Below are 26,146 nucleotides of genomic sequence, written 5' to 3'. Positions count from 1 at the left end.
CAGCGTCCAGGCCCGCGGATCCTCCCGCCCGGCGCATGGGGCGGCCCCGCATGTCCCTGCAAGGCGTGACCGGCTGTTCTACAGTGAGTGAACCATTTCAGGCGCCCTGACCCAGTGAGGTACTTGCCCACCATGCCGACCGAAACGTTTGAGTTCCAGGTCGAGGCCCGTCAGCTGCTCCAGCTGATGATCCACTCGGTGTACTCGAACAAGGACGTGTTCCTGCGGGAGCTCCTCTCCAACGCCTCCGACGCCCTCGACAAGCTGCGTCTCGCCTCCCTGCGCGACGACGGTCTCGACGCCGATGTGTCCGACCTGCACATCGAGGTCGAGGCCGACAAGGAGGCCCGGACCCTCACCGTCCGGGACAACGGCATCGGAATGTCGTACGACGAGGTCACCCGCCTCATCGGCACGATCGCTAACTCCGGCACGGCCCAGTTCCTCCAGGAGCTGCGCGAGGCCAAGGACGCGGCGGGCGCCGAGGGGCTCATCGGCCAGTTCGGCGTCGGCTTCTACTCCGGCTTCATGGTCGCCGACGAGGTGACCCTGGTGACCCGCCGCGCCGGCGAGGAGCAGGGCACCCGCTGGACGTCCCGCGGCGAGGGCACCTACACCCTCGACACCGTGGACGAGGCACCGCAGGGCACCGCCGTCACCCTGCACCTCAAGCCCGCCGACCCGGAGAACCAGCTGCACGACTACACCTCCCCGTGGAAGATCAGGGAGATCGTCAAGCGGTACTCGGACTTCATCACCTGGCCCGTCCGGCTCGCCCCCGAGAAGGACGACGACGGCGCGCAGCCCGGGCCCGAGACGCTGAACTCGATGAAGGCACTGTGGGCCCGCTCCCGCGACGAGGTCTCCGACGACGAGTACCACGAGCTGTACAAGCACATCAGCCACGACTGGCGCGAACCGCTGGAGACGGTCCGCCTCCAGGCCGAGGGCACCTTCGAGTACCAGGCCCTGCTGTTCGTCCCGTCCCACGCCCCGCACGACCTGTTCACGCAGGGCCACCAGCGGGGTCTGCAGCTGTACGCCAAGCGCGTCTTCATCATGGACGACTGCGAGGAACTGCTTCCGCCCTACCTCCGCTTCGTCAAGGGCGTCGTCGACGCGCAGGACCTCTCCCTCAACGTCTCGCGCGAGATCCTGCAGCAGGACCGCCACATCCGCATGATGCAGCGCCGCCTGACGAAGAAGCTGCTCTCCACGGTCAAGAACCTGATGGCCTCCGACCAGGACAAGTACCGCACGTTCTGGCGCGAGTTCGGCACCGTCCTCAAGGAGGGCCTGGTCACCGACCCCGACAACCGCGATGCCGTCCTCGCCGTCTCCTCCTTCGCCAGCACACACGACGCGGAGGAACCGACCACGCTCGCGGCGTACGTGGAGCGGATGAAGGACGGTCAGAACGACATCTACTACCTGACCGGCGACTCCCGGCAGAACATCGAGAACTCTCCCCAGATGGAGGCGTTCCACGCCAAGGGCATCGAGGTCCTGCTGCTCACGGACCATGTCGACGAGGTGTGGGTGGACGCCGTCGGCGAGTTCGAGGGCAAGAAGCTCCACTCGGTCGCCAAGGGCGAGGTCGACCTCGGCACCGGCCAGGACACGGACGACGAGGCCGAGAAGGACAGGAGCAGCGAGGAGTACGCCGGACTGCTCGGCTGGATGACCGGGCAACTCGGCGACGACATCAAGGAGGTCCGCCTCTCCTCCCGGCTCACCGTCTCACCGGCCTGCATCGTCTCCGACGCCCACGACCTCACCCCGGCGCTGGAGAACATGTACCGCGCGATGGGCCAGGAGGTGCCGGCCACCAGGCGGATCCTCGAACTCAACCCGGAACACCAGCTGGTGAAGGCCCTCAACCAGGCATACACGGAACGCGAGGACCGCGGCGAACTCGCCGAGACCGCCGAGCTGCTGCATGCCCTCGCCGTGCTCGCCGAGGGCGGCCGGCCGAAGGAACCGGCCCGGTTCGTGAAGCTGGTCACCGACAGGCTGGCACGCACCCTGTGATTCGGGGGCTCCGCTCCCGGGCGGCTGCAGGCGTCCTGCGGACCGTCCGGGAGCGGAGCCGGAGGCGAGGCGGCGCACCCGCCGGCCCGAACACCGTCGTCGGGTTGCCCCGTCCCTGCTCCTGCCGGCCCTCCGGTCGGTCCGGAACCCCGTCGGGACAGCCGTCCGGAAGTCCGGCCGCAGGTCAGCCGGCAGAAGCCCGGCCCTGCCGGGCGGGCTGCGTGGCCCGTTGCTCCGTCAGCCGCCGGTTGCCGCCATGTTGACGGCGGGGACGGGGACCCAGCGGCCGGGCTGGTGATAGATGCGGTCGTACCGGTAGCCGGGCAGTCCTTTTGTGCTGGTGCTGCGGAAGGGGCGGCCGTGGTCGTCGATGCGGACCGTGCCGGTGCGGCCCTGCGAGGACCAGTCGAGGTCGAGGTACCAGTCGCAGGTGCAGGACTCGTTGAGCGCGGAGACCACCAGGACTTCGGGCTCCCGCAGGGACACCCGGTAGGGGAAGCCGATCGCGGGGATCATTGTGCCCGCCGCGTCGTCGCCGGGCATCGAACGGGCCAGGGGCCGGCGCGCGTCGAGGTTCACGGAGAAGAAGCGGGGGACGATGCGGGCGCCGCAGCCGTCGCCCAAGGAGTAGACGCTGCCCCGGCCGGCGGCGGGGGTGGCGCGGTTGACCACGCGCACGTGCAGGGCCTCCAGGACGACGGCGGCGGAGCCGCGTCCCTGCACCGTGATCCCCACACCGCTGGTGCCTCCGTGCACCGCCCGCTGCGAGGCGGCCCACGCCACGATGTCCCCCGGGCGCGGGGGCGGCGGGACCTGCCGCGGTGGCTTGGCGACGACATAGGCTTCGCCGCAACCGGTGAGCCCGAACGTGTGCGAGTCGGCGGTCCAGGTGAGCGGGGCCGTGCCGGCGCTCGCCCGGCTCGGCTCGGGGTTGCCGTTGTGCGTGGCCGACGCGGAAGGGGGGCCGTCGGCGGAGGCGGCGAGGCCGAGGAACGCGGCGACCAGCGAGACCGCCGACACCGCCGACCACACGGTTTGTCGCCGGGAGCGTCCGCCGCGGAGCCGCGGCCGGGGCGGTGAGACCGGCTCAAGGCGCTGACCGGCCGGTGAGGCCGGCCCGGGCGCCTCCACGGCCGGGCTGCCGCCGCTCGCGGGGACGGCCGGTGCGGCATCGCCCGCGGAGGAGACCGGCGCCGCCGCGTTCGTGGCGGTGCGGGGCGCCGGCGCCTGCCGGGTGCCGGAGGGGCGTGGCCGTTGCCGCGCGGCGACGGCCACGAGCCACCGGCGGTGCAGCTCCATGCGTTCTTCGGGGGAGGCGCCGCAGAGTGCGGCGAACCGCTCGATTCCGGCGAAGTCCTGCGGGACTGCTTCTCCGGAGCAGTAGCGGTGCAGGGTGGAGGCGTGCATGTCCAGCCGGCGGGCCAGTGCCGCGTAGCTGCGGTCGGTGCGTTCTTTCAGACGTGTCAGCAGTGCCGCGAACTCCGCTGCGTCGTCGCGGATCGAATCCATGTGGTCCGTACTCACATCCGTTTGCCGGCTCGTGCAGGCATGCCCCGACGGGGCACGGCATTCCATGGGCTCCCCATGTCTGCACGTCAATACGTCCGAGACGGTTCCAGGGTTCGAAGCGTGACCTTGTTCACGGCCGGCCCGCCGAACGCCGGGGTCGTCGAGGAAACAGGAACCCCGGCGGACGACCGCTGGAATCCTCTGTCTTCAGGCAGGGGAGGAAGTCGAGCATGATGACGGGATGAACCACAGCGACCAGCGCTTCCACGTCATCGTGCTGTCGAACTTCGCGAAGGGCTTCGACAAGTACGCCTTCGCCTACGGCAAGGCGGGAATTCCGGAGAGCACCTATCCCGACCGCTTCCACCTGCTGACCCGTGCGGAGCTGGGGATCGGCATCCGCAAGGCGCGACGCCTGCTGGACCGCCTGGCCATCGAGGGCGACCGGCTGCTGGTGCTGGAAACCACGGTGGACCCCGACAAGCTGGTGCCCAACGTGTCGACCGGCCTCGGCATGGAACTGCACGAGGCCCGCATCCGCTTGTCGGCGGTCCACGAGCTCGACCGGGCAGAGGACGAGTTCACCCTGCGCCCGACAACCGTCGAGGACGCGATGGCGGCCTCCCTGCACCTGCACGGATCGGCACAGCGTCGCTACGCCGACACGCGACCGCGCTCGGTTTCGCTCCTGCCGGTCGCCTCCGCCTGCCAGGCCCGGTGTTCGTTCTGCTTCTCCTCGGCTTCGATCTCCAGCGACCAGGCGCCGGCGCGGGTCCCGTGGGACGCGGTCACCCACTGGCTGGAGCGAGCCCGTGCGGCGGGTGCCGAGCGTGCAGTGATCACCGGTGGCGGGGAGCCCACGCTCATACCGTTCGAACAGCAGCTGCGTCTGGTGTCCGCCTGCTCGGCGGCCTTCCCGAAGGTCGTCCTGATCACCAACGCGCACACCCTGGCGAAAGGCCGGCACGCCGACCGGGCCGACCGCCTCGCGGCCCTGGGCGCCGCAGGTCTGAGTGTGCTGGCGGTCTCCCGGCACCATCAGGACGACGCCGTCAGCGAGCGGCTGATGATGCTGCGTACGCCGGTGAGCTCCGTGATCGACACCTGGCGCGAGGAACGCGAGCGCTGGCCGGGGCTGCGGATGAGGCTGATCTGCGTGCTCCAGCACGGCGGCGTCGCCGACGCGGCCGGGGTCGCCGACTACCTTTCGTGGGCCGCGGCCCTCGGTGTCGAGGAGGTCTGCTTCAAAGAGCTCTACGTCTCCACCAGCACCGAGTCGCTCTACTTCGACCGCTTCGCCAACGTCTGGAGCCGAGAGCACCAGGTTTCGCTGTCCGTCGTCACCCGGTTCGCCGAGCAGCACGGCTTCGCACCGGCGAGCCGCCTGCCCTGGGGCGCGCCGGTCTACGACGGCAGCTGGGACGGACGGCCGATGCGGATCGCCGCCTACACCGAACCCAGCCTGCTCTGGGAACGCACCCATGGCATCGCACGCAGCTGGAACGTCATGGCCGACGGACGCTGCTACGCCTCCCTCGAGGACCGGGCCAGCGAGATCGTGCCGGAAGACGCAGCGGCATGAGGTTCGACGAGTTCCAGGAACTCCGGCAGCGGCAGCTCAGCGACTCCTCGTCGCTCCTGGACGCCGCCGAGACCAATGTGTACCGCGCGCTTGCCCCGATGCGACCGGAACAGCCCACCGACATGCGCACGGTGCACCGGTGCGATCTCGCCCGTGCCTGGCTGCGGCGCTTCGAGCTGCCGCAGGAGTGGTCCGGCCACGCCATGGTCTGCCGAGGGGTCCGGCACGGGCTCGGTGCGGCGTTCCACCGGCTGCACGCCGAGCAGGCGCGGCTGTGGCTGCCCGGCGACGTGTACCCGGTCTACTTCGAGCTGGCCCGCGCCGCGGGCCTGGCGCCCGCGTCCTACCCGACGCTGCCGGCGCCGGCCCTGCCGAGGTCGCCGGCGGACCACCGGCCCGAGTACCTGCTGCTCGCCAACCCCAGCAAGCCGCTCGGCCGGTACCTGTCCGACGCCGAGTGCGCCGCGGTGATCTCGTGGCTGGGGGAGTCCCCACGCCGCCACGTGCTGATCGACAGCGTCTACGACCTGGGAGCCCCGTTCGCCGCCGGCACACGGAGATTGCTGGACACCGGTCGTGCGGTCCTGCTGCACTCGGTCACCAAGGGATGGCTGTGGCCACGCACGTTCGGCGTGGTCCTGCTGGGTCCGGCGCAAGCCGAATGGGCCGAGGTGTTCCGGGCGGATCCGCCGACGCCGGCACAGCTGAGGCTCGCCGACCGTCTGCTGACCGAGCACAGCGACGCGCCCCGGCAGGTGGTCGACGAACTGGCCGCACGGGCCGAGCGGTTGTTCGAGCGGTTGCCGGGCGACGTGCTCGGGGCGATTCCCGCGGCGAGCCGGACTTGTCCCGGCAACTACTTCTTCCCGGTCGAGATCCCGGCGGAGACGCTCCGGCGCGAGTACGGCGTGCTCGCCCTGCCGGTCGGCGTGTTCGGGGAGAGCGACTGGTCCGGCTCCGTCCTGACCTGCCTCGCCGACGCTTTCGGCCCGACACCGGCGGCCCGATGACACCACCGAAGGACCCGGCCGTGTACGCCGATGCGGGCTGATCCTGATGAGGAGCCCGGCTCACCCTCCGGTCTCCTGGGCCTTGCCGTTGTGGATCAGCTCGGCCGTCCTCAGCAGGAGGCGGAAGTATGCGAACGCCTGGGGGAGGGGCCACGAACGGCCCAGTTCGGCGACGTGCCGACGTAGCTCCGGCAGGCACTTGGCGAGGGCGTCCTGCCGACCGATGTCGAGATGCCCGTCATGTGCGAGGTAGGCGGAGACGCAGCCGGCCAGCCGTGTGTCCAGCTCGGCCAGGGCTCCCTTGCTGCCGGCCGGGACGTCGGGAAAGAGGGCCGGGCAGTGGACGGCCCAGAGCCGCCCGACCTCGTTGAGCACCGCCTGCTTCCCTTCGGGCCCGGGCCATCTGTGCCCGAGCACGTGGCGAACCTCCGCCTGGCGCGGAGTCCGCCGGTGCAGGGCCTTCTCGGTGCGGCGTCGGTCCGCGAACGATTCGATCTCCCTGAGCCATACCGTGCGGCTGGCCTCCAGCTTCTCCAGTGCGTGAAGCAGTGCCGTCTCGTCGTTCCTGAGATCGCCTGCCGTGTTCAGATACGACCACGTCCCCTGGAACCCGAGCGGGCGGTAGCGGCTCACTGCGTGCGTCAGAGCGCGGTAGCGCCTGCCGAAAGGGAGATCACGGTCACGGACGTGCCTGGCATACACGCGGAAGCTCATGTGCTGATCATCTCGCAGCCGCTCACCGGCAGATCCGCGACGAGCCCGCGCACCGCCGCCACCCGTGTCCGCCCCTCAACCCGCACGGCCCCCGCCGTGGTGGGGACGGATGTCCCTGTTGGGGGCGTTAGGGCGTTGTTGGTGTTCCGTTGGCTTTGGTGTGCAAGATCAACTCGATTTCCGAAAGCCCTCTTTGGGGCCAGTGACACGAAAGGTCTGCCACCCCCCATGAACCTGCCCACTCTCCTGAGGCGCGGTGTGCTCACCGCCCTCGCGGTGGGGCTGCTGGCGGCGACACCCGCTGCCGCGACGCCCGGGTCCGTTCCCGACAACCGTCCTTCGGCCCCTGCCTCCGCTTCCGTCTCTCCCTCTCACGCCGCAGCCGCGTCCCGGCAGGCGGCTGTCCGGACCGCACGACGCGGTGACGCCTACTGGACACCCGAACGTCTGCGCAACGCCGTGCCGTTGGGCGGGAAGAAGAGAACCGTCCCGCCGGCCGGCCGTCCCAAGCCGCGTGCGGCCTCGCACCCCTTCGGCGGCTATCCCTCCGTCGGTGTCCTGGCGATGACCGACGGCCAGGGTGTCGACGGCTTCTGCTCGGCGTCGGTCGTGCAGAGTCCCGGCAAGAGCCTCGTCCTGAGCGCCGGGCACTGCCTCAACGACGAGGACCGTTTCAAGAACTTCGTGTTCGTGCCGCAGTACAACAACGGCAGCAACCCGAAGCCGTTCGGGGTCTTCCCCGTCAAGCCGGGCCACGTCTACCTCGACGACCGCTACCTCTCCCTGGGCACCCGCGCGGGCGACGACTACGACTTCGCCTTCATCGAGGTCGGCACCAACAGCAGCGGGCAGCTGCTGCAGGACGCCGTCGGCGGCGGCAACCGGCTCAAGCTGCTCGGCGCCAACGACTTCATCCAGCCGAACGTGCACCTCGTCGGCTATCCCGGCGCCGGCAACACCCCCCTGGACTGCGTCACGACGACGTCCAAGTTCAACGCCCGCTTCCTGAAGATCAAGTGCGACGGTTACACGGGCGGCACCAGCGGCAGCCCGTTCCTGGCCAACTTCGACGGCAGGAACGGCGACGTCATCGGGGTCATCGGCGGCTACCAGACCGGTGGGCACGACCCGAACGAGTCGTACAGCTCGTGGTTCGACGAAGACGTCAAGATGCTCTACGACACCGCTCTGCGCGGCGGCGGCACCCCCACGGACGCCGGCATCGGCGACGCCGCCACCTGGAAGCACGCCACGGACGTGACCTCCGGACGGTTCGGACTGCAGGACACCTCGGACCTCGTGGTGAAGTGGTCGGACGGCGAGGTCACCCTCTACAAGGGCAACGGCAGCAAGGGCTTCTCGCGCGAGATCCAGCTGATGCCGCCCAACGCGCTGTGGCGGGACCACGCCGTCGAGATCACGGCGGGCGACTACACCGGCAGCAACGCCTACGACCTGCTGGTGCGCTGGACCGACGGTGAACTGACCATCTACAAGGACGTCGACGAGAACCAGAAGCTCGGCTCCGAGATCCAGCTGGCCGCCCCCAACGACCGCTGGAAGCAGGCATATCAGATAGCCACCGGCAAGTACGGCGGCAACGGCTGGCCCGACGACCTGGTGGTCGTGTGGAACGACGGCCGGGTCACCCAGTTCACCGACGTCGACGAGAAGGGCCTGCACGACGAGAAGGAACTCACCGGCGCCAACTCGACCTGGACCCACGCCCAGGCCGTGACCGGTGGCGACTTCGACGGCAACGGCGGCTCCGACGACATGCTGGTGCGCTGGTCGGACGGCGAGACGACGATCTACCGCGACATCGCCGGCCAGGGTCTCGGCGCCGAGACCCAGGTGCTGCCGCCCAACGGCAACTGGAAGGAGGCCAAGCTCGTCACCGCCGGCTCCTACTCCGGCTCCGGCCCGGCCGACGACCTGCTGGTGATCTGGTCGTACGGCAAGGTGTCCCTGCACCCCGACGTCGACCTCGCGGGCCTGCACGCCGAGCACGTGCTGGTCAGGCCGTAACCACAGGCCCCGCTCGAAGGGCCCGGGCCGACGGGGGACCCCCGCGGGCCCGGGCCCTGCTCACCGCCCCGACCAGCCACCGCACAGCCGCCCACCTCACCACCGCCGCCCACATCGGCTGAGCAGCACCGCACTCCGGCAAGAAGCCTGACCCGGATGCCGCTCTGCTCATCGCCCGGCCATCAGGCCGGGGCGGGGGCATCTCCCGCTTGCGGGGGAGGAACGGGCTCCGGCTCGGACCACGGGGCGACCCCTTCAGGACCGTTCCTTTCCCGGCCCGTTCCGGGCTCAGCGGCTGTACAGCCAACTGCCGTACGCGGCGCCGTCCACGAGGTGGTACAGGCCGATCGCGGCGGGCGCGACGACCAGGCCCAGGGCGCCGAGCCGGATCCAGACCGGGGTGACGACGGTGGCCGCGTCGTGCTGCCCGGAGACCGTGTGCCAGTCCCGCAGCCGCCTGATGTCGCCGGCGCACGCCGTCCAGAAGTACAGCCCGACGGCCAGGAAGAAACCGCCGCCGATGAGACAGAGGCCGCCGACGACCGCCAGGAACTCCATGCGGTCCTGGTGGTCGCCCACCGTCAGCGCGGCCACCGCGGCCACCACCGCTCCCACGGCCCCGGCCGCCGCCCCGCGTATCAGCACGCCGCTCAGCCGCAGCCGCGGCGCCAGCACGCCCTCGTCGTCCCGCTCCATGCGGGCACAATAGCCGCCCGGCCGGGACGGACAGGGCGGCGGCGCCCCCTCACCCCTGGGCGACCGCCGCGATCCGGTCAGGCGGCCGCGTCGCACAGGGCGGCGTCGACGGCGCCCTGGAGGTGACGCAGGCTGCTCCCCTCGGCGGCGCGTGTCGTGGTGTAGACGGTCACGGTGCCGCGGCCCGCGCCGGCCCGCCCTCCGGCCACGGAGTCGCCGGGCAGGTCGCCCCCGTGGCCCCAGTACACGCCGCCGCAGCTGAGCGGGAAGGAGGCGACGCCGTAGCCGTAGCGGCTGCCCGCGGGGTAGGTGTCCCGGCCGCCGACGTCGCTGGTGTCCCGGGTCATCAGGCGTACCGCCCAGCCGGGCAGGAGACGGCCGCCGAACAGCCCCTCCCAGAACGCGTTGAGGTCCTTCGGTGTGGAGACGAGCCCGCCGGACGCGCCGAACTCGTGACCGGGCAGCTCGGTGATGTCCACCCGGCCCGCCTGGGGGTCGGCCGGGCTCACACCGTAGTTGCGGGCGTGCGGCCCGCGCAGGGTCGTCTCGCCCCGCGCGGGCCAGTAGGTGTCGCGCAGCCCCAGCGGGCGCAGCACGACGCGGTCGACGTAGGTGCGGAAACCGACTCCGGTCACCTTGTCGATCACCATGCCGAGAACCAGGTAGTTGGTGTTGGAGTAGCCCCAGTCGGTGCCCGGCTCGAAGTCCGGCGTGCGGCCGAGCGACAGCGCCAGGTACTCCTCCGGCGTGCCCGCCCGGGTCCAGTCGACGAGTGTCACGTACTCGGGCAGTCCGCTGGTCTGCTTGAGCAACTGCCGGACGGTGACGGCTCGGTGCGCGAGCTGCGGCACATAGCGGCCGGCTCGGTCGTCGAGCCCTATCCGGCCCTCCGTCACCAGACGCATGACCGCCACCGCGGTGAACGCCTTGGTGTCGCTGGCCAGCCGGAACCGGCCCTCCGCACCGACCATCCCGCGCCCCGTGCCGGTGTCCGCCACCCCGGCGGTACGCGTCCGTCCGTCGAAGTGGGCGAGCGCGCCCGGTACGCCGTCCTGCTCCACGAGCAGGTCGAGTTGCCGCTGCACCGGATCCTTTGGCCGGGCCACTGCCAGGGGAGCGGCCGCTCCGACGAGGGTCGCGGCGAGCACGGTCGAGGTGATGAGGCGCTTGCGGTCCATGGATCGTTCCCCCAGGTCGTGGGCCCACCGTTGGTGGACCGGTCGATCGGCTACGCCTGTAGATCCTGCCCGTGCCCCGCCCGACGGTCGTTGTGGCTGACACCCGGATCGGGGGTGGAGACAGGCCCCCTTGGCGACATGGGCCCAGGTACCGTCCGCCGGCCCGGACCGGGCGTCCGAGCGTGCGGAGACGCAAGGACCGGCAACCGTCGGCCCTTCCCCGGCAGCCCCGACCTCGCGGTGACGCTCCGCTGCCTGCGCACGACTTGTCACCGGCCTCGATCGTGGTGCGCGTACCGGTCGGGTCGCCTCGGACCGACCGGCAGGCATGCCGGCGTCAGCTGTGTCGTTCGCCCGGGTGCGGTTCGCGGTGTCCGCCTCGTGAGCCCCGGCTCTCCCCGCCGTACCGGCGAACTCGGACATCCGCACGACCGGCGGCGCCCGGCAGCCGCTCCTCACGCACCGGCCGCAGCCCGGCGACCTCCCGGCTGTCCAGCCAGGGCTCCTCCTCGTGCGCCGGCTCGGGTGCTCCCGGACCCGGCGTTCGCTGCATGCTTTCCCCTCGACGCGGCAAGCCCCTCGGTACACACCCCGCCGCCCCGCATGCCGGCAGAGGGCTTGCGGGGCGGCCATGCTCGATCGACGCAGCGCTCCGGGCCGTCGGACGACACCCTTCGCCACGTCAAGCGGACGCTGTTCAACCCGGAAGATCTCCTGCCGGGCTGCGGCGACGCCTTCGAGCCGCCCGGAAGGCGGTGCTCACAGGGTGGGGAAGAGCAGGTTGAAGAAGAGCCACAGCAGTACCGCCCAGAAGCCCGCCGCCGCCAGCGACACGAGCAGGGAACTGCGCCACTTCAGTACCAGGAACGGGAAGAGCACCAGGGCCGCCCAGTGTCCGGCGAGGTCGATCGTCAAGCGGGCTGCCTCGCTCAGGGATCGAGCGCGTCCGGTGGCGATACGGCGAAGCAGCCGCTGGGAGACGAATCCGTACAGGCCGAAGACGACCGGGAAGAACCACAGCGGTGTCACCGTGATCAGCTCGGACTCCGAGAACTCGTCGAACATGACGAGGTAGATGAGCCCGGCCCCGACGATCCCGCCGATCAGCGCGGTGAGGTAGAGGGCGGTCAGCACGATCGGCTCGGCGGCGCCGGCCGGTACAGGGACGGGCGAGGCGTACGGAACATCGGGAGGCGGGACCGTGGCCACCTGGTGGCAATAGGGGCAGCGGACGGCCTGCCCGGCACGGTCGGCCGGAGCCGAGATCAAGTGCCCGCACGAAGCGTGGAACTCCACCTGCTGGCCTGGGTTCATGCGCAGTCCCTCTCCAAGTACCACCCACGGTGCCGCCCGGCGTCGGGGACACGCCGGCGGTCCGCATCAGAATCGATCACAGGAGGGGACGCCGCCCCCGGACATCCGGTTGCACGGAATCCGGGGTGCGAGGCCGGGCCGCGGTCTCCGGCCGTACCCGGCGACGTGTGACGGGTGACGGCTGCCCCGGTGACGTGTGACAGCTGACGGCTGCCCGGCGTTACGACGACGCGGCGCCGTCCGTCCCGCCTAGGCCGAGATCTCGGAGGTCGTTCCGATCTGCCGCCCGTCCGGGAGGACGCCGACCCGGACGACATCGCCGTCACCGGCGGGCACGCCGCCCACGGCGGCTTCCGCACCCGGGCGGGGCCGGCCGTCTGCGCACCGGTTCGGCCCGCGCCGGACGCGCACGGGCGGACCACGACCGGCCGGCGGCCGACGTGATCACTGTGTGCCCGTGAAGGGCCACGCCTCGATGTCGCGGTAACGGATCGGTCCCGGGCCGCGACCGTAGTTGCTGCCCACCAGGTGCAGGCGTTCGGCGTGCCAGCGGCGGCCGGTGAAGGCGGCGAGCCCGGTGGCGACCTGCGGCACGCTGAAGGGATCGTCGCGGCGGGCGCGGGCGAGCGTCAGATGCGGCCGCAGAGGGCGTTCCTCCAAGGCCACCCCGCACTCCTCGACCAGGCCGCGGATCTCGGCGGCGAGCGTGTGGAGCCCGGTCAGGTCCCCGTCGATCCCGGTCCACAGCACCCGCTCGTCGAAGTGGCCGCCGCCGCGCAGCGCCAGTGCCACGGGGGCGTGCCGCGCCGCGAGGTCCGCGAGCGGCTGCCGCAGGAGCGGCACGACCCCCACCGGGAGTTCGCCGAGGAACGCCAGGGTGATGTGCCAGTCCTCGACCCGGTTCCACCGCATCCGCGGGTACGCCTCGTAGGCGGGCCGCAGCTCTCGCTCCAGCTCCTCCTTGGCGTCGTCGGGCGGAGCCAGCGCTATGAACACGCGGACGGTGGAGGCATCGGACTGTTCGTTCACACAGGACTTCGTACACCACCGCGCGAGCCCGGACCGAATCAGGGTCCGCACGTGCTGAGCCGCATCGTTCCTCTCGGCGGCTGCTCGTGCCCCGCGCCCACGGCGGTGCCGCTGCGGAGCCGGCAGTCGATGGCACGACGCCGGGCCGGGGAGTCGGCTGTCAGTGGGACCTGATACAGATCTGCTGGTGCGAACGGCGCACCATGTGCACGAGAACGGTTGAGGACATGGACTACATGGCGACCGCCCTGGCCCTGGCGGGGGCACGGGCCGATCGTTCGGAGGCGGCTGTCGCCCGCTTGGACGCGCTTGCCGCACAGCACGGGCAGGCGCTCCCGCGGTCAGTGCGCCACTGGTACTCCCTCGCCGACGCCGCCGTGGTCCTGGAGCCGGAACGCCGCGCCGATCACGTGTACCCGGTCGATGACCTGGGCCGTCCGGAGGTGTACCACTGGCCGACCGACGACGAGGACTGGCCGGAGGGCCTGGAGGAACAGGAAGAGCGCGAGTTCGACCCCCTGGCACACGGCCTGCTGCCCTTCCTGCAGGAGAACCAGGGTGTCTATTGCCTCGCGGTGCAGTTGGACGGCTCGGAGGACCCGCCCGTGCTGCTCTCCTGGGACGGCGTGCAGCCGGATGCCTGGACGGCGCACGCGGACACCTTCTCCCAGTGGGTCTACACCCGGGTGTGGGACTTTGCGCTGCACCGCGGCGCCTCCATGCTCGAAGCCACCGCCGAGCGGGTCACCGCAGCCGAGCTCGAGGCCCTGGAACGGGTGCTGGAAGTACGTCCGGTGACGAGGTCCGACCGCGAGGAGCAGCGGCGATTCGCCGGTCCCCACGACGAGCAGCGTCTGCTCCTGCTGTCCCCCTGGGGCGGGACGGGCGGCTGGAGCGTGTACCTGTGGGCGTCCACGGCAGAGCTGCTGGTCGATCTGGTCCACACCGTGCGGTCGGTCCTGGCCCTGGGGGAGGTGCGCGCCGGGTCCCACGAGCCCGGTGACACGGTCAGGCACGCCATGGAGCGGTTGCGCGCCTGACATCACCGGGCCGTGGACGGTCTCTCCCGTCCGCGGCCCGGTGCGACAGCCGGGCCGCCACGTGATGCCGCGCCGCGTCAATGACCGATGCGAGCCCCGCCGGCCTGCGTCCTTCGCCACTCCACTTCCTCGGCGGTCACCGGGGCGTGGATTTTGTACACGTCGCCCACTCGCAGGTTTTCCGGCGTGCTGTACTTGCCGTGCATGCCTATGACGGAGACGGCGACACGGGAATCGGGCTGCCAGAAAGTACGGAAGTACGGGGCGTTCGCCGGGATCTCCGGGATCTCCGGCAGGGGAACACCGCGCCGCGCCAGAAGGCGTTGCAGCTTTTCGAACCGAAGCCTGGGAGTGAACCTGCCGTACCGGGCGCGAAGCACATCCTCGACGGGGATGCGGTTCGGGTACGCGAGCCGGTGCACCTGCAGGCTGAAGTGGTGGCCCGACCAGGGAAGGTCGGCGGAAGCGCGGTCCCAGTAGAACTCCGCGAGGCCGTAATCACGGCACATGCTGCGGTTGTTGAAGACGTTCTCACCGAAGTCCGGTCCAAGGACCTCGGTGACGTCGTCGGGAGAGTTCGCGGGGCCCATGCCGAGCACGGTGCCGGTGGTGACGACGTCCATGTAGAACGCCAGGGAGTACGGGGTCAAAGGCTGATCCTCGATGTGGTGTGGTCCAGCGTGACGAGGAGGACGTTCCCACGACGTGTACACGACCCGGGCCGACCTGCATGGAACCGCCGGGACCCGGCCGATCCGGCGAAACCCTACTTCACACCGGCCGTTTCCCCCTTGCCCGAGGCTTCCGGGTGCGATCTCTTCGGTCTGGACCGGTGGTTGTGAGAGGTCCTGACAAAGGCGTGGGGCGTGCCGGCGGGTGATGAGGCAGGCGGCGAGGCCGAGGAACGCCTCGTGGATGCCGTCGTGCCGTCCTGCCGTCCCCGTCGGATGCACGGGCGCCGGAAGCCGTACAGCCAGGCGATGGCGCGCTCGACCGCCCGGCGGAAGACGCCCGGGCCGGAGCCGTGCTCGACGCCTGCCGGTCCGGGACCCGCGGCCGGTCCTTCACCGGCTTCGGCGCCGGCTCGGGCAACAGCGGTTCGATCGGTGACCACCGTTCATCCGGCACGATCCACAGCACAGGACAGGGCCGCCGTGCCGCCCGGTCCCTTTGCCGTGGGCGCCGCGATGCTTCGGCCCTGAACTCGTCCGAGCAGTCCTTCACCGCCCTCGGCGGTCTTCTCGCCTCCTCCGGATCGAGCAGATCCGGTATCAGTGTGTCCACCGCTCGGGGGCTCGGCATGCGGACGTGTGCCGTCTCGGGCACGGCACCAGGACGACGGGTCCGGCGCAGGTGATGTGGCCGGCCCCGGCCTCCGCGCCCTGCCGAGGTCGCGGTCAAGGGCGTCGGCGGGGATTCTCGTAGTGAGGGCTCGTTCCACCGCAGACCGGCCCCAGCGGGCCGGCGCCGGCGGTCCGGGCCGATCACCGGTCCCGGGTCGGAGGTGTCAGTGATGGCCGGGTTCGATGCCTCGGCAGTCTTCAAGGCCGACCGGCAGGGGTTCGATCTGCGGCGGGGCGTCTCCATTCTGCTGGTGATGTTGCTTCCCCTGGTCGTCCTGGGTGCTCTGGGCGAGGAGAAGTATTTCGTCAGCGTGGCGCTGGGGGCGCTGTTCACGGGGTTGTGCGATCCGGGGGGCAGGTACACGTACCGCGCGCCACGACTGGCCGTCATCGCGGTTTCCGGGGCGTTGCTGACCGCGCTGGGCTACTGGCTCGGTGCGCAGGCGTGGGGGTGGGTGGTGCTGGCCGCGTTCGTGGTCACCGTGCTGGCCGGCCTGACCGTGACGTACGGTACGCACCGGTTCGTCGCCGCGCTGCTGCTGAACATCTGGTTCCTCATCGCGCTCGCGCTGCCGAACGGGTACCAGGCGGACGGCGTGCACACCAGTGCCTGGCCGCAGGCCCTGGCCTGGCTGATCGGGTCGGCGTTGATGATCGGCTACATCGGGCTCATGTGGCTGGCCGGCGGACGGTCCGGGCGGCAGCAGACCGGCGCGGAACTGCTCCCGGGCGACACCACGCCGGTGCCGCTGAGCCGGAAAGTGATCATGTACGCGGTGATCCGTGCCGTCGCCGTGGCGGCTGCGGTGGCGATCGCGTTCGGGCTGGAGGTTCCGAACGCCGACTGGATGCCGGTCGCCGCGCTGGTCGCGATGAAGCCGAGCCTGGGGCAGTCGACGCTGGTGGCGGCGCAGCGACTGACCGGGACGGTGATCGGTGCCGTGCTGGCGGCGGCGGTCCTGCTGGGCATCGACAACAAGATCGTGACGGGGGTGATCCTCGTGGTCCTGGGCGGCTCGGCAGGGGCGATCCGCGCGGTGAACTACACGTGGTACGTCGCGGCGGTGGCCGCGACGGTGCTGATCGCGGAGGGGCTGCCGCATCCGGCGGATCTGGCCGAGGAGGCGCGGCGGGTCGGCTTCACCTTCGCCGGGGTCGGGATCGCCGTCGTGGTGACGTACCTGGCCGGACTGCTGGCCAGGCGCACAGCGACGAGCGATCGACCACCCCGGGCCGCGGCTCCCGCCGGGCACACCGGACGCCTGTGACCGCGGCGTGCGCCGTGAGGCGGCTGTATGACGAGCGAGCTGCTTCCCGCCGACGCGCCTGTGTCCTCCGCGCCCGAGGGCTGTGCACCCAGCACAGGCAGGGCGCGGCCCTCGCGGTCTGCGGAGCCGAGGCCATCGTCGTCGCTCCCCAGGGACCCGGGACGGAATGCCCTTGATCGCGTATTCCTCCAGTGTGCCCAGGCAGGAGCAGTGGTACGGAGCCGATGAGGAAGCACACCGAACCGATCGAGTCGGGACGCCAGACGTGCCGGCGGGCGGTGGTCGCGGACAGACTGCTCCCGTCGACGCCGGTGCTGACGTTGAAGTACAGGGTGCCGACGAGCTGGACCGCGGTGGCCCGCCGGCCGACCCGCCGTGGCTGGTGGACGAGAAACCGCCTGCGTGTGGGGTCGAGCGCCGGCGGGGCGGCGTCCACCGCCTCGCGGCAGGAGAGGTACGACGCCGCGGTGAAGAAGAGCGATCCGGTGCGAAGCACGTGACCGTGTCCCAGCGGGCCCCGACGACTTCGGCGCAGCCGGGCACCGAGCCGACGGCGAACGGCAGCTACCTGATGGCGACCGGTATCGCGATCCGCCAGCCGCGGGCGGCGGGCGCCCACCACGTCGACCCGGCGGCGGGCCGCTGGTGCTTGCGGTGACGCCGCGATTCCCACCGGACCACGACGCCGTCCGGGCGGGCATGGCCGGCGAACGCCACTGCGGGGTCGGAGTGCCGGTTGCTCCGGTGCCGCCTGCAGGCCGGCGGCTTCTGCCTGCCGGGCCCGCCCGTCATCGGCCGTGGCCTCCGGCTTCAGTACGGTTCGCGTCGTCTCTGCGCTGCCGGCCGCGGCGGACCGCACCCACGACGACCTTGACGGCGAGGCCGGGAATCACCAGGTCGGCGAGCATCTGGGCGGTGACCACCAGCCGTGCAGCCTCGGTCTTGGCGGTGATGTCACCGAATCCGACGGTGGAGAACACCGTGACGGTGAAGTAGAGCGCGTCGCTGTGGGACAGCGGTTCGTTCGTCGAAGCTCTCGGGCGACAGCGCGGCGAGCGCGACGTAGCTGGCGGCGAACAGCAGCAGGAAAGTCGGGATGCTGGTGGCCAGACTCTCGACGGCCCGCAGGCCCGCAGGCCCGCAGGCCCGCAGGCCCGCAGGCCCGCGAGGCGTATCACGCCGGCAAGTCCGCCATCGGCATCGACCGCCAGCTGGCGCTGCCGCTGAGTTCTCGCCCCGGGCAGGTCCGGGGCGTCATCATGAGCCGCAGTGGGCACGGCTTCACCGATCGCGACCTGGAGCGGCAGCGCTGAAAATGCTCAGTGTGCCGACAGGCCCAGGCGTTCCCTGGCGTTGCTCAGGTCGGCGGTGAGCGCGTCGCTCATCGGATCCCCGGCTCGTTCCAGTATGTCGACGAGAACGGCCGCTCCGGCCAAGGCGCTCTCCTCGGCCTCGCGCAGCGGCACGGTCGCGGTGGAGTCGCCGGTGTTCAAGGTGGCCCAGCGGCGGGCGGCATCGCAGAGGAGCAGTGCCTCCCAGAGTACGCGCAGTGCCGCGGGAAGGCGGTCGGACGCGATCAGCTGGTGGCCGATCCGGGCGAGCGAAGTGACCTGACGTGGCACAGCGTTGACCACGTTCATCCGGCCGGTAGCCGAGAACCTGGCTCCGTCCCCGCCGCAGAGGGAAAGTCGCAGCGTCCGGATCTCCAGCGGATCCAGGGCGCCGGCCCGCACGCCGCCTGCGAGCCTCGTGGACTCCGTCCGCTCCGCTTCCAGCAGTGCCTCCCGCAGACTCGGCGCAAGCACCGACCCGAACTCCCGCTCCATCTCCGCGATCCGATCATGCGACCCGCGGGCGGCCATGGCCAGATGTCCGGCCGCCTCCGCATCCCGCCCGGCCTCTCTCAGGTGGACACCGATCCGGGCATGAGCCCCGGAACTCCCGCCCCGGCCGAGTTCTGCGGCCTCCAGAATCACGCCGTCCACGGCCAGCGCCGCGTCCCACTGCCCACGCGCCGCCTCCAGCATGGAGACGACCGGGGCGGCGAAACCGATCGCGTACGGGATCGCCTCAGGGCCGATCCCGCCCATCTCCTGGTATCGGGCGAGGGACTCCTGGCCGCATTCCAGAGCCAGTTCATGGTCCCCTACCCGCAGTTGGATCCCCGCCCCGACCGCGAGGATCCGGGCCGCGTCCCCGGACCGGTCCGAGAAGGGAGTGAAGGCTCCCGCCCGCATGTACCCACCGATCGACATGTCCAGATCGCTGAGGGCACTGAAGGGACGGTCCCACTCGGCATAGGCCCGGGCCCTTCGTAGCCGGACATCGGCCGTCAGCAAGACCGCGGGGACCGGACCCGTCTCCTGCCGGTCACCCCGCTGCTCACCCTCCTTCCGGGTGGCGAGCTGCTCCGACTCCATCCGCTGGTACAGCTCCTCGGCCTGGTCCAGGGCTGCGACTGCACCGGTCACGTCTCCGGCATCAGTCCTGGCCCGTCCCATGGCGTAGAGCAGTCCCGCTCTGGCCTGGGGAACCTCAGGCAGGTCCGGGGAGGCGGCGTCCAAACGGTCCAGGGCGTGCTGCGCCCGCGCGAACTCGGCCAGCGCCTGTGCCGGCCCCTGGCTCTGCTCGGCGGCGAGCCCCCGTTCGTAGGCCGTCCGGTACTCCTGGATCGCCTGCTCGGTACGATCCCGGTCCTGAGAGGCTCCGCGCCGCCGAAATATCTTCATCTTCCCTATATTCCCCTTGAGTTGACTACATCCAGCCGTCCGGTGAAACGTCGACATCCTGTCACGGCGTCTTCACCGGATGCCCTCGTTCACTTCGAAGGGGTCTGTCACAGGTTCCCTGGCCGACTTGTGCCGGTGTGTCGGTCCGCGCGCGGGTGTTGGCGAGGCGTGCGGCGCCTGCGATCGACGGACGGCCTGACCGCAGGTGCGCGGCGGTGGCGACGGCGCCTCGGCTCGCTCGAGCGTCGGATCAGGGGAACGGCAGGGGGCGGTCCAGCCGCTCGCGTCCGTCGGGTGCCGTGATGCCGGGGGCGTGCGCGACGAGCCGGAGGCGGCCGTCGACCACCAGGTACAGGCAGGTTCCGTCGCTGTCCTCGAGGCGGGGAACAGTGACCGCTCCCTTGTGCATGAGTTGCCGGCACAGGCCCTGTCAGGGGGTGCGCGTCAGTGAACCTCTTTCATCCTGCGCGGGAGGGTGAAAGAGGTTCAGTGACCACACTGAAAACGCTCACTGCTCGACACGGTGTCCGCCCACGAAGACGTGGTGCTTCGTATTCCGAGACTCGGCGATCTTTCGGAGTACGGGATCACCTCGCGGGAAATGGCGGTCCTGGGCCTTTTGAGCGAAGGTCTGACCGCTTACGCCATCGGCAGCAGGCTCCGGATTGCAGAGAAGACCGTCGTCAAGCACAAGGAGAACCTCTGCAAGAAGCTCCGCGTGCACGACCGAGTCACGGCAGTCAACAAGGCCCGCACCCTCGGTCTCATCCCTGAGCCGCCCGCCGACTGACACATCGCGCTGATGTCTTCCGGACGGTGAAGCGGATCCTTGCCAGGCCGGTCACCACCCGGCGGACATGACCTTGCGATGAGCTCCGTACGGGTGTCCACTGGATACAGGCGTGATGTAGCCGCCCATATGAGTGACGCAATCAACTACCCATGGGTAGCCCCTCGCGTGCAACTGGATCGTCAATGCCCGGAAAAGGTGAATGGCGATTTCACATTCAATGCCGAAGCTCGTTCTTCAATGGTTTTCCGTGGAATGGGGGCCGTTCGGCGTCGCCCAGAGGATTTGCCGGTCCGCACGCGACTCAAGGTTTTCAATTTCGATCCGGACTGCAACACCCGATTCAATGGGTGGCGCAACCGTCTGCGGAAGGATCAGATCCGGCCGAGAGGAGAGGTTTGGTGACGCGATCTCATATTTCGAGACGTGGACAGTTGGCCGGCGCTTCGCCCATGCGCATGTCGCTGATTTCACCGGCATTCGGATCGGCCATCGGGTCGGCGGGCGGACCCAAGAGGAATATTTCGCCTCAGTCGCAAAGGTTGAACGGTGATGAGAACGTCCAACACCGAACAGTCATGTGTCGTAGCCACCATCCCGGTCGGGGCTGGGCCGGTCGGTGTGGCGGTCGATGTCCATAACCATGTCTTCGTCACCAACAGCGGATCCAACACGGTGTCGTTGATCGATTCTTCGACCAACACGGTAAGCGCCACCATCGGTGTCGGATTCCGGCCGGAGAGCGTGGCAACCGATCCGCAATTCGGCGTCTACGTCGCCAATGGCGGCAACAATACCGTGTCAGTGATCGACAGGTTCAACGCCGTCATTGCCACCATCAACATCGGAGGCCCTCCCGGCCCGCCGCTCAACGCGGTGAGGGTGGCGATCGATCATATTATGGGTCGCGCCTACGTGACCAACCGCAGTGGTGACAGGGTGTCGATAATCGGCATCGGCGGAGACCTGCCGCCCGTCGCCCCCGACTTCATCAATATCCCTGGTCCCCTTGGAGTGGCAGTTGATTCGGTGAGTCACCACGTCTACGTCACGCAACCCGACTTCAACAGGGTTTCGGTGATCGACCCTGTGACCAGGGCGGTTGTTTCGACCGCCCAAGTCCGACAGCAGCCCACCAGTATTGTGATCGATGCCCAGAAACGCCGTTCCTATGTCGCCAACTCCGGCTTCAACACGGTGTCCGCGATCGATATCTCCACCGGTGGCATCGTCGACATCGACGTCGGCGCAGGGCCCAATGGTCTAGCGGTTGACTCCCGCGGTGACGTCTACGTCACCCATTCCGACGGCTTGGTGAGATTGATCGATTTCGGGTCCGGCACCGTGGTCGCCAGGATCCCGGTCGGCTCTCAAGCTGCAGGAACGGCCTTTGAGCCCCACAGTGATCGCGTTTACGTCGCCAACAGCGGCGACGGCACCGTATCAGCGATCGACCTTGCCGCCCATTAGCGATGGGCAGGCGGCCATGGAGCTGCAGCTCACCCCGGAAGAGGCTGGTATCCACTGCGGGCGGTCTCTTGGGCGTCTGGCCTCGCCGAGCGCCGTCATGCGCATTCAGAGGTCGAATGGCACGTCGAACTTGCTCACTGGGTTCGGTAACCGGCGTACGCGGAAGCGGCCTTCGTCCGAACATGTGCTCCGGCCGAGGAACCAGGGCTGATGCGTTCTCGGCTGGTGAGATGAGTGGATCGCCTGCGTCGGCGCCGCAGAACGCATCGCCCCTGGCTTGGGGAATGCCACGGGTGGGGCGAAAGGGCCACCTCCGGCATCAGGTTTAGATCAAAGCGAGTTCACCGAACACACGCTAGCGACCAAAGATCATCGTCCATGCGACCGCTGCCACCAGAATTGCGAACCCCGTCACACATCCGATGGCCGATGCCCGTTCGGACCTCTGCCGACGCTCTGGGTCTTCAGTCACATCTCCCCCTGCCCGGTCTTCAGTCACATCTCCCCTTGCCCCGTGTGCTGCGGAACAGTTGCCGAGTCCCGACCCGTCAGACCCTAGCGGATCCTCACCCGATCGACTTTCGACAACCTTGATCATCGGGGGTCGCGTCTCTCGTTGCTGAACCGGGCGAACCCAGGCACAGCGGCGCCGGCACGGGCGATCAACTCATCTCACCAGCCGAGAACGCATCAGCCCTGGCCAAGGAACGCGCACGTCCAGCGCGAAAGCCGTGAGGACGAGTCTGCTGCATCGCGATGCCCGACAAGAGCCGTTGGCGGAACTGTCATGCTTCCGGAGCGAGTTCCACCCTGCCTGACCGCTCGCTCGGACCCACACGCTGTCTCGGCGGGGACAGCACCACGCTGCCCTGCCGCCCGGAGCCTTGTCCCCTGAAAGGGCCTGCGTCGCCGTCGTGACGGAGCAGGAGCGGAGCTCCGTAAGGCCCGGCCGCTCTTGTTGTCAGTACAAGTCCACCTACGCTTCTCCTTCTTCCTGGTCAGACGTCCCTTGGCCTGCCGAGTCCGCTTCTCGGGATCCGGATTCCGGTCATGACCGCCTGGAGTCGCCGTTCAACCGCAGTGTGCCGACCTCGGGGTGATCGAGTGATGCGGTGCGGTGGCCGGGAGCATGGACCGGGACGCGTCTGTGCAGATCGGCCGGCTCGCTGCCGGCGTGGAGGTGAGGGCGGCGGTCAGCCGCGATCCGTATGGGCCGGAGCGTGCCCCGGTGCGGGACGGGAATGACGGTGATCGCATCGAGGTCTTTCCTTCGGTGCGATCTGTGTGCGGCTGCGAACAGCCGCACGAACGATCTCTTCAGTTCGGCAGGCTCTGTGTCGAGATCCCCTCGCGCGCCATGCATCCGCCGCGGGAACGGGGTTCCGGCCTTGCGTCAGCCCACCGTCCTTGGCCGTGCCGCTTCAGGCGAGGTCGGAGGCTGGCTCGGTCGCGTAGCGGTTCATCGCATCGATGTCGGCCTGTGGCGTCAGCTGCCGGCCGCCGCCGAGTGCTTCCTGGAGGTCCCGGAAGTACTGCACGTACAGGTCGGGGGTGAACGTGCTGAGCATGACGGCGGGCTGGTCGGTCGGGTTGGCGAAGGTGTGCGGGGTGCCGGGCGGAACCATCACGAGCGTGCCCGTGGTGGCGTCGTGGTCCTCGTCCCCGACGGTGAACCGCACGGTGCCGGACAAGACGTAGAAGCCTTCGTCGTGCCGGGCGTGGCGGTGCTGGGGCGGTCCCTGGGTGTGCGGGGCGAGGACGGACTCGGCGATCGCGAGGCGATGCCCGGTGTGGCTGCCGTCCTCCAGGACGCGCATGCGGGTGGTGCCCAGAACGATCGTCTCGCCGTCGCCGGGACCCACCACCGATACGGCGGGGTGGGTCTGCGGCTCATCGGTCTTCGCCTCTTCGGTCTTCGCCTCTTCGGTCATGGTCACGAGTTCACCGCCGATGCCCCGGGGCTGTCCAAGACCCATCCCGCAGCTCCGATACCTCGTGGGTATCGTTGCAGCGCGGGGCTGCGGGCCTTGGGCTGTTCCGTGGCGGTCGCCGGGAAGCTCCACTTCGGCCGGGCGGCCACCCGGCTGCACATGAGTCAGCCGCCGCCGAGCCGGGTGATCGACCAGTCGGAGGCCGACGTCGGACACTGCTGTTCACTCGCTCGCCTACGTGGGGCACGCTCACTGCGGTGGGCACAGTGCCGCTCGACGAGGCGCGGGCCCTGCTCGACCATGCCGACCGGGTCCGGACCCGGGTACGCGTGAGCGCGGCGGCCGGCGTCGCGGCCGTCACCGTCGGCGTTCTGGGCGACAGCACCGGCCCGGAAGCGGCCGGGCCGGCCGCCTCCTGCCACCGGACCTCCGGTGTCGATGTCCGCGTCCGCGACACCGATCCGACCGGCCCGACCTGCGGGCCGCGCGCCGGACCGGTCGACGTCGCGCTGATCCGACGCTGCCGTACGTGACGTGCGCGCGGGTCGCGGGCATCACATCCCGGGTCCGTAGCTGTACGGGTTGCAGGGGTCCGGGCCACTGAAGGGTGGTGTGGTGCGTGGCAGGCGGGGGCGGGGTTCGAGCCGGTATCTCATCACGTGGGCCCACCACTGTCTGAGTGCGCTGGGCTCTCCTGCCGACGGGTCGTAGTAGCGCACGCCGGCCTGCTGCGTCAGCGCCTGCGCCAGGGCGGGCCGTTTTTCTGCCAGAAGCAGGGCGAGGAGGTAGACGTCGTTGCGGTTCGCGTCAGCGCACAGGGCCCGCAGCTGCTCTCGTTCCCGGCGCTCGTCCCACAGGGAGAGGAGCTGCTCGGCGGTCTCTTGGGCCCATTGGTCCCGGTCGACCTGCGTTGACGGTGCGGGAACCGTCTGCTGCTCTTCGAGGAGCCGGCGGTTCTGCTCACGCAGTACGCCGACTTCCTGGAGGAGCAGGCGGGTCTGTTCCCGTTGCTGGGCGATTTCGGCTTCGATGCCGCGGGTGCAGCGCTGGGCGTGGCGCAGTTTCTCGTCCCGCTCGGTGCCCCGGTTACGGAGGATCCGGTTGGCGTCTTCTGCGGTCTGTGCGCGGGCCAGGGACCGTTCCAGCTGCGAGGCGAGACGGTCTGCATGTTCTTGGACTTCGGCTGAACGCGCCTCTGCGATATGCAGCGCCTGCTGGTGTTGCTTGCGAAGGTGTGTCAGGTCTTCTCTGAGCCGGGCAAGTTGCCGGACTGCCGGGGATCTGCTGGAGAGGTGCGCCTGTTCGCACAGTTCGTCCAGCTCTTCGGCCTCTTTGCGCGGCAGGGGCATGCCCTGCGCTTCGACGTATGCCCGGACGGCGGAGAGGATCTCGCGCGGGGCGAGTCGTTCCCCGCTCAGGTACCGGGAGAGGGTCGACGCAGAGAGGTGCAGGTCGGCGGCCACGGTTTTCTGGGACTTGCCGGTGGCGTTGCGGTAGGAGTTCACTGCCTTCCTCAGCGCGGCTGCATACGCGTACGCAGCCGGCTCTTCAGATTCGTCCATGTCTGCCCCCGGCAAGTCCCGTCCGCTGACAGCGCGGTCCGCCCGATTGTCGCCCAAGTGATGACATCCCGGGAACGACTTGGCCGAGGTGATCGCATGTTGCCGGTTCATCGGCAATCATCGTTCCCTCTCCCGCAAGACCGCCTTGCGTCCAAGTCTGGAGTCGGCGCGGGAGTTCGGCTCCGTGCGCTGCCCGTGGACCGTCCGCGGGGATCACGGAAGGGGAACCCCCGATGTCCGCCAGCAACCGGCAGTCCCAGTCCCGGCAGCCCGCCCCGCCCGGCCCGGACCCAGTGCAGACACTGCTCATGGTCCTGGTCGTCACCCTGGTCCTCGGCGCCACCGGCTATCTCTGTCTGGCTCACCCCTCGCTGACCGCTCCGATCGCGGCGGTCAGCGGGGTCGGAGCCGCGCTGGCCGCAGTGTTCGGCATCGTGGCCCGTAGGTGAGGGCCAGCCCTGTTGGCCCGGACGGGGCGGGCGGCGAGTCCGTGTGCAGTGCATGGCGGAAGCGGTCAGGGGCTCCGTGAGCGTGGTCGGCGGCAGGACGGGGCGGGCCGGCGCCGGGGCGGCCGGGGGATCAGAAGCAGGTGCCGTCCGGGAACGGACCGGTGGCTGTCGGCGCCGGGGCGACCACGGCACTCGCTGACGCCGAGGAGTGCCGGGCGCTGAGGCCGAGGGGCGCCGAGCGCGTGCGGCCGGGTCCCGGCGCGCGGTCGCGGTGATGGAGGCGACGGCCGGAACCGTGCCGGAGGAGGCGCCGGTGACGGAGTCGACCTCGGGGCGGATGCCGGTGTGCGTCGGCGGCCGGCGGGCGCAGGCACCCTCCCGCCGTCCCGGATGCGGGTCGCGTCGTCGCGCTGAGCCATGATCCGGGCTTGCCGTCGGATGCCGGTGGGGACGAGGGCCGTTCGCTCAGGAGC

Annotated in this window: 22 protein-coding genes and 1 pseudogene; 11 read left to right on the top strand and 12 right to left on the bottom strand. The window is 70.0% G+C overall.

Annotated elements, in window-relative coordinates; all coding sequences use genetic code 11:
• The first annotated feature begins 132 nt into the window (after window positions 1–132).
• Window positions 133–2,031: a molecular chaperone HtpG gene (gene htpG / locus ACIQGV_RS19190; RefSeq protein WP_402496212.1), complete on the top strand. Its 1,899-nt coding sequence runs from the start codon at window positions 133–135 to the stop codon at window positions 2,029–2,031.
• A gap of 237 nt (window positions 2,032–2,268) precedes the next feature.
• On the opposite strand, the gene ACIQGV_RS19185 is transcribed toward htpG, so the two are convergent.
• The gene (locus tag ACIQGV_RS19185) at window positions 2,269–3,540 is read right to left on the bottom strand and encodes a helix-turn-helix domain-containing protein (RefSeq protein ID WP_402496211.1); all 1,272 of its coding nucleotides are present in this window, start codon (window positions 3,538–3,540) and stop codon (window positions 2,269–2,271) included.
• A 241-nt stretch (window positions 3,541–3,781) separates the two neighbouring features.
• Here ACIQGV_RS19185 and ACIQGV_RS19180 point away from each other — a divergent pair, with 241 nt between their 5' ends.
• The gene (locus tag ACIQGV_RS19180) at window positions 3,782–5,122 is read left to right on the top strand and encodes a radical SAM protein (RefSeq protein WP_402496210.1); all 1,341 of its coding nucleotides are present in this window, start codon (window positions 3,782–3,784) and stop codon (window positions 5,120–5,122) included.
• Entirely contained in the window at window positions 5,119–6,132 is a 1,014-nt protein-coding gene (locus tag ACIQGV_RS19175; RefSeq protein ID WP_402496209.1) for an aminotransferase class I/II-fold pyridoxal phosphate-dependent enzyme, read from the top strand. The genes ACIQGV_RS19180 and ACIQGV_RS19175 overlap by 4 nt, the downstream gene beginning before the upstream one ends.
• Before the next feature lie 60 nt (window positions 6,133–6,192).
• Here the strand turns inward: ACIQGV_RS19175 and ACIQGV_RS19170 are convergent, their stop codons facing one another.
• Window positions 6,193–6,846, bottom strand: a complete 654-nt coding sequence (locus tag ACIQGV_RS19170) for a hypothetical protein (protein ID WP_402496208.1) — start codon at window positions 6,844–6,846, stop codon at window positions 6,193–6,195.
• A 228-nt stretch (window positions 6,847–7,074) separates the two neighbouring features.
• Between ACIQGV_RS19170 and ACIQGV_RS19165 the strand changes: the two genes are divergently transcribed.
• Window positions 7,075–8,874: a trypsin-like serine peptidase gene (locus ACIQGV_RS19165; RefSeq protein ID WP_402496207.1), complete on the top strand. Its 1,800-nt coding sequence runs from the start codon at window positions 7,075–7,077 to the stop codon at window positions 8,872–8,874.
• Between the two features lie 288 nt (window positions 8,875–9,162).
• Here the strand turns inward: ACIQGV_RS19165 and ACIQGV_RS19160 are convergent, their stop codons facing one another.
• From ACIQGV_RS19160 to thpR, 4 genes are all read right to left on the bottom strand, one after another.
• Window positions 9,163–9,570: a DUF6336 family protein gene (locus tag ACIQGV_RS19160; protein ID WP_402496206.1), complete on the bottom strand. Its 408-nt coding sequence runs from the start codon at window positions 9,568–9,570 to the stop codon at window positions 9,163–9,165.
• Between the two features lie 77 nt (window positions 9,571–9,647).
• A complete protein-coding gene (locus tag ACIQGV_RS19155; RefSeq protein ID WP_402496205.1) occupies window positions 9,648–10,748 on the bottom strand; it encodes a serine hydrolase domain-containing protein in 1,101 nt (366 codons plus the stop codon).
• A gap of 759 nt (window positions 10,749–11,507) precedes the next feature.
• Window positions 11,508–12,062 (bottom strand): hypothetical protein, encoded by a 555-nt coding sequence (locus ACIQGV_RS19150; RefSeq protein ID WP_402496204.1) that lies wholly within the window; start codon window positions 12,060–12,062, stop codon window positions 11,508–11,510.
• 444 nt (window positions 12,063–12,506) lie between these two features.
• Complete coding sequence (thpR, locus tag ACIQGV_RS19145) at window positions 12,507–13,091, bottom strand: RNA 2',3'-cyclic phosphodiesterase (protein ID WP_402496203.1); 585 nt, start codon at window positions 13,089–13,091, stop codon at window positions 12,507–12,509.
• 227 nt (window positions 13,092–13,318) lie between these two features.
• Here thpR and ACIQGV_RS19140 point away from each other — a divergent pair, with 227 nt between their 5' ends.
• Entirely contained in the window at window positions 13,319–14,131 is an 813-nt protein-coding gene (locus ACIQGV_RS19140) for an SMI1/KNR4 family protein (protein ID WP_402496202.1), read from the top strand.
• A 77-nt stretch (window positions 14,132–14,208) separates the two neighbouring features.
• On the opposite strand, the gene ACIQGV_RS19135 is transcribed toward ACIQGV_RS19140, so the two are convergent.
• Window positions 14,209–14,781: a hypothetical protein gene (locus tag ACIQGV_RS19135; RefSeq protein WP_402496201.1), complete on the bottom strand. Its 573-nt coding sequence runs from the start codon at window positions 14,779–14,781 to the stop codon at window positions 14,209–14,211.
• An 863-nt stretch (window positions 14,782–15,644) separates the two neighbouring features.
• On the opposite strand from ACIQGV_RS19135, the gene ACIQGV_RS19130 reads away from it, so the two are divergent.
• Both ACIQGV_RS19130 and ACIQGV_RS19125 read left to right on the top strand, forming a co-directional pair.
• Window positions 15,645–16,742: an FUSC family protein gene (locus tag ACIQGV_RS19130; RefSeq protein WP_402496200.1), complete on the top strand. Its 1,098-nt coding sequence runs from the start codon at window positions 15,645–15,647 to the stop codon at window positions 16,740–16,742.
• Window positions 16,743–17,238: 496 nt separating this feature from the next.
• Window positions 17,239–17,400: a hypothetical protein gene (locus ACIQGV_RS19125; protein WP_402496199.1), complete on the top strand. Its 162-nt coding sequence runs from the start codon at window positions 17,239–17,241 to the stop codon at window positions 17,398–17,400.
• A gap of 130 nt (window positions 17,401–17,530) precedes the next feature.
• Here ACIQGV_RS19125 and ACIQGV_RS19120 read toward each other — a convergent pair whose 3' ends face one another.
• From ACIQGV_RS19120 to ACIQGV_RS19110, 3 genes are all read right to left on the bottom strand, one after another.
• Window positions 17,531–17,920: a potassium channel family protein gene (locus ACIQGV_RS19120; protein WP_402496390.1), complete on the bottom strand. Its 390-nt coding sequence runs from the start codon at window positions 17,918–17,920 to the stop codon at window positions 17,531–17,533.
• A 141-nt stretch (window positions 17,921–18,061) separates the two neighbouring features.
• The gene (locus ACIQGV_RS19115) at window positions 18,062–19,471 is read right to left on the bottom strand and encodes a hypothetical protein (protein ID WP_402496198.1); all 1,410 of its coding nucleotides are present in this window, start codon (window positions 19,469–19,471) and stop codon (window positions 18,062–18,064) included.
• 250 nt (window positions 19,472–19,721) lie between these two features.
• Window positions 19,722–19,880 (bottom strand): hypothetical protein, encoded by a 159-nt coding sequence (locus ACIQGV_RS19110; protein ID WP_402496197.1) that lies wholly within the window; start codon window positions 19,878–19,880, stop codon window positions 19,722–19,724.
• A gap of 114 nt (window positions 19,881–19,994) precedes the next feature.
• On the opposite strand from ACIQGV_RS19110, the gene ACIQGV_RS19105 reads away from it, so the two are divergent.
• Together ACIQGV_RS19105 and ACIQGV_RS19100 are read left to right on the top strand one after the other, a co-directional pair.
• The gene (locus tag ACIQGV_RS19105) at window positions 19,995–20,261 is read left to right on the top strand and encodes a response regulator transcription factor (RefSeq protein ID WP_402496196.1); all 267 of its coding nucleotides are present in this window, start codon (window positions 19,995–19,997) and stop codon (window positions 20,259–20,261) included.
• A gap of 552 nt (window positions 20,262–20,813) precedes the next feature.
• Window positions 20,814–21,731 carry an NHL repeat-containing protein gene (locus tag ACIQGV_RS19100; RefSeq protein ID WP_402496195.1) on the top strand — a complete coding sequence of 306 codons (918 nt, stop codon included), beginning with the start codon at window positions 20,814–20,816 and terminating at the stop codon, window positions 21,729–21,731.
• 1,421 nt (window positions 21,732–23,152) lie between these two features.
• Here the strand turns inward: ACIQGV_RS19100 and ACIQGV_RS19095 are convergent.
• A complete protein-coding gene (locus ACIQGV_RS19095; RefSeq protein ID WP_402496389.1) occupies window positions 23,153–23,662 on the bottom strand; it encodes a cupin domain-containing protein in 510 nt (169 codons plus the stop codon).
• 108 nt (window positions 23,663–23,770) lie between these two features.
• Here ACIQGV_RS19095 and ACIQGV_RS19090 point away from each other — a divergent pair.
• Window positions 23,771–24,180, top strand: a pseudogene (locus ACIQGV_RS19090) (LysR family transcriptional regulator); the annotation flags it as partial.
• 36 nt (window positions 24,181–24,216) lie between these two features.
• Here ACIQGV_RS19090 and ACIQGV_RS19085 read toward each other — a convergent pair.
• Window positions 24,217–25,224, bottom strand: coding sequence for a helix-turn-helix domain-containing protein (locus tag ACIQGV_RS19085; protein WP_402496194.1), 1,008 nt, complete (start codon window positions 25,222–25,224; stop codon window positions 24,217–24,219).
• A gap of 233 nt (window positions 25,225–25,457) precedes the next feature.
• On the opposite strand from ACIQGV_RS19085, the gene ACIQGV_RS19080 reads away from it, so the two are divergent.
• Entirely contained in the window at window positions 25,458–25,673 is a 216-nt protein-coding gene (locus ACIQGV_RS19080) for a hypothetical protein (protein ID WP_402496193.1), read from the top strand.
• The last annotated feature ends 473 nt before the right edge of the window (window positions 25,674–26,146 follow it).

The organism is Streptomyces sp. NPDC093094 (genome assembly GCF_044754345.1).
Taxonomy (GTDB): domain Bacteria; phylum Actinomycetota; class Actinomycetes; order Streptomycetales; family Streptomycetaceae; genus Streptomyces.
Note: the sequence above shows the minus strand (reverse complement) of the source record. Positions and strands in the feature narration are given on the sequence as shown.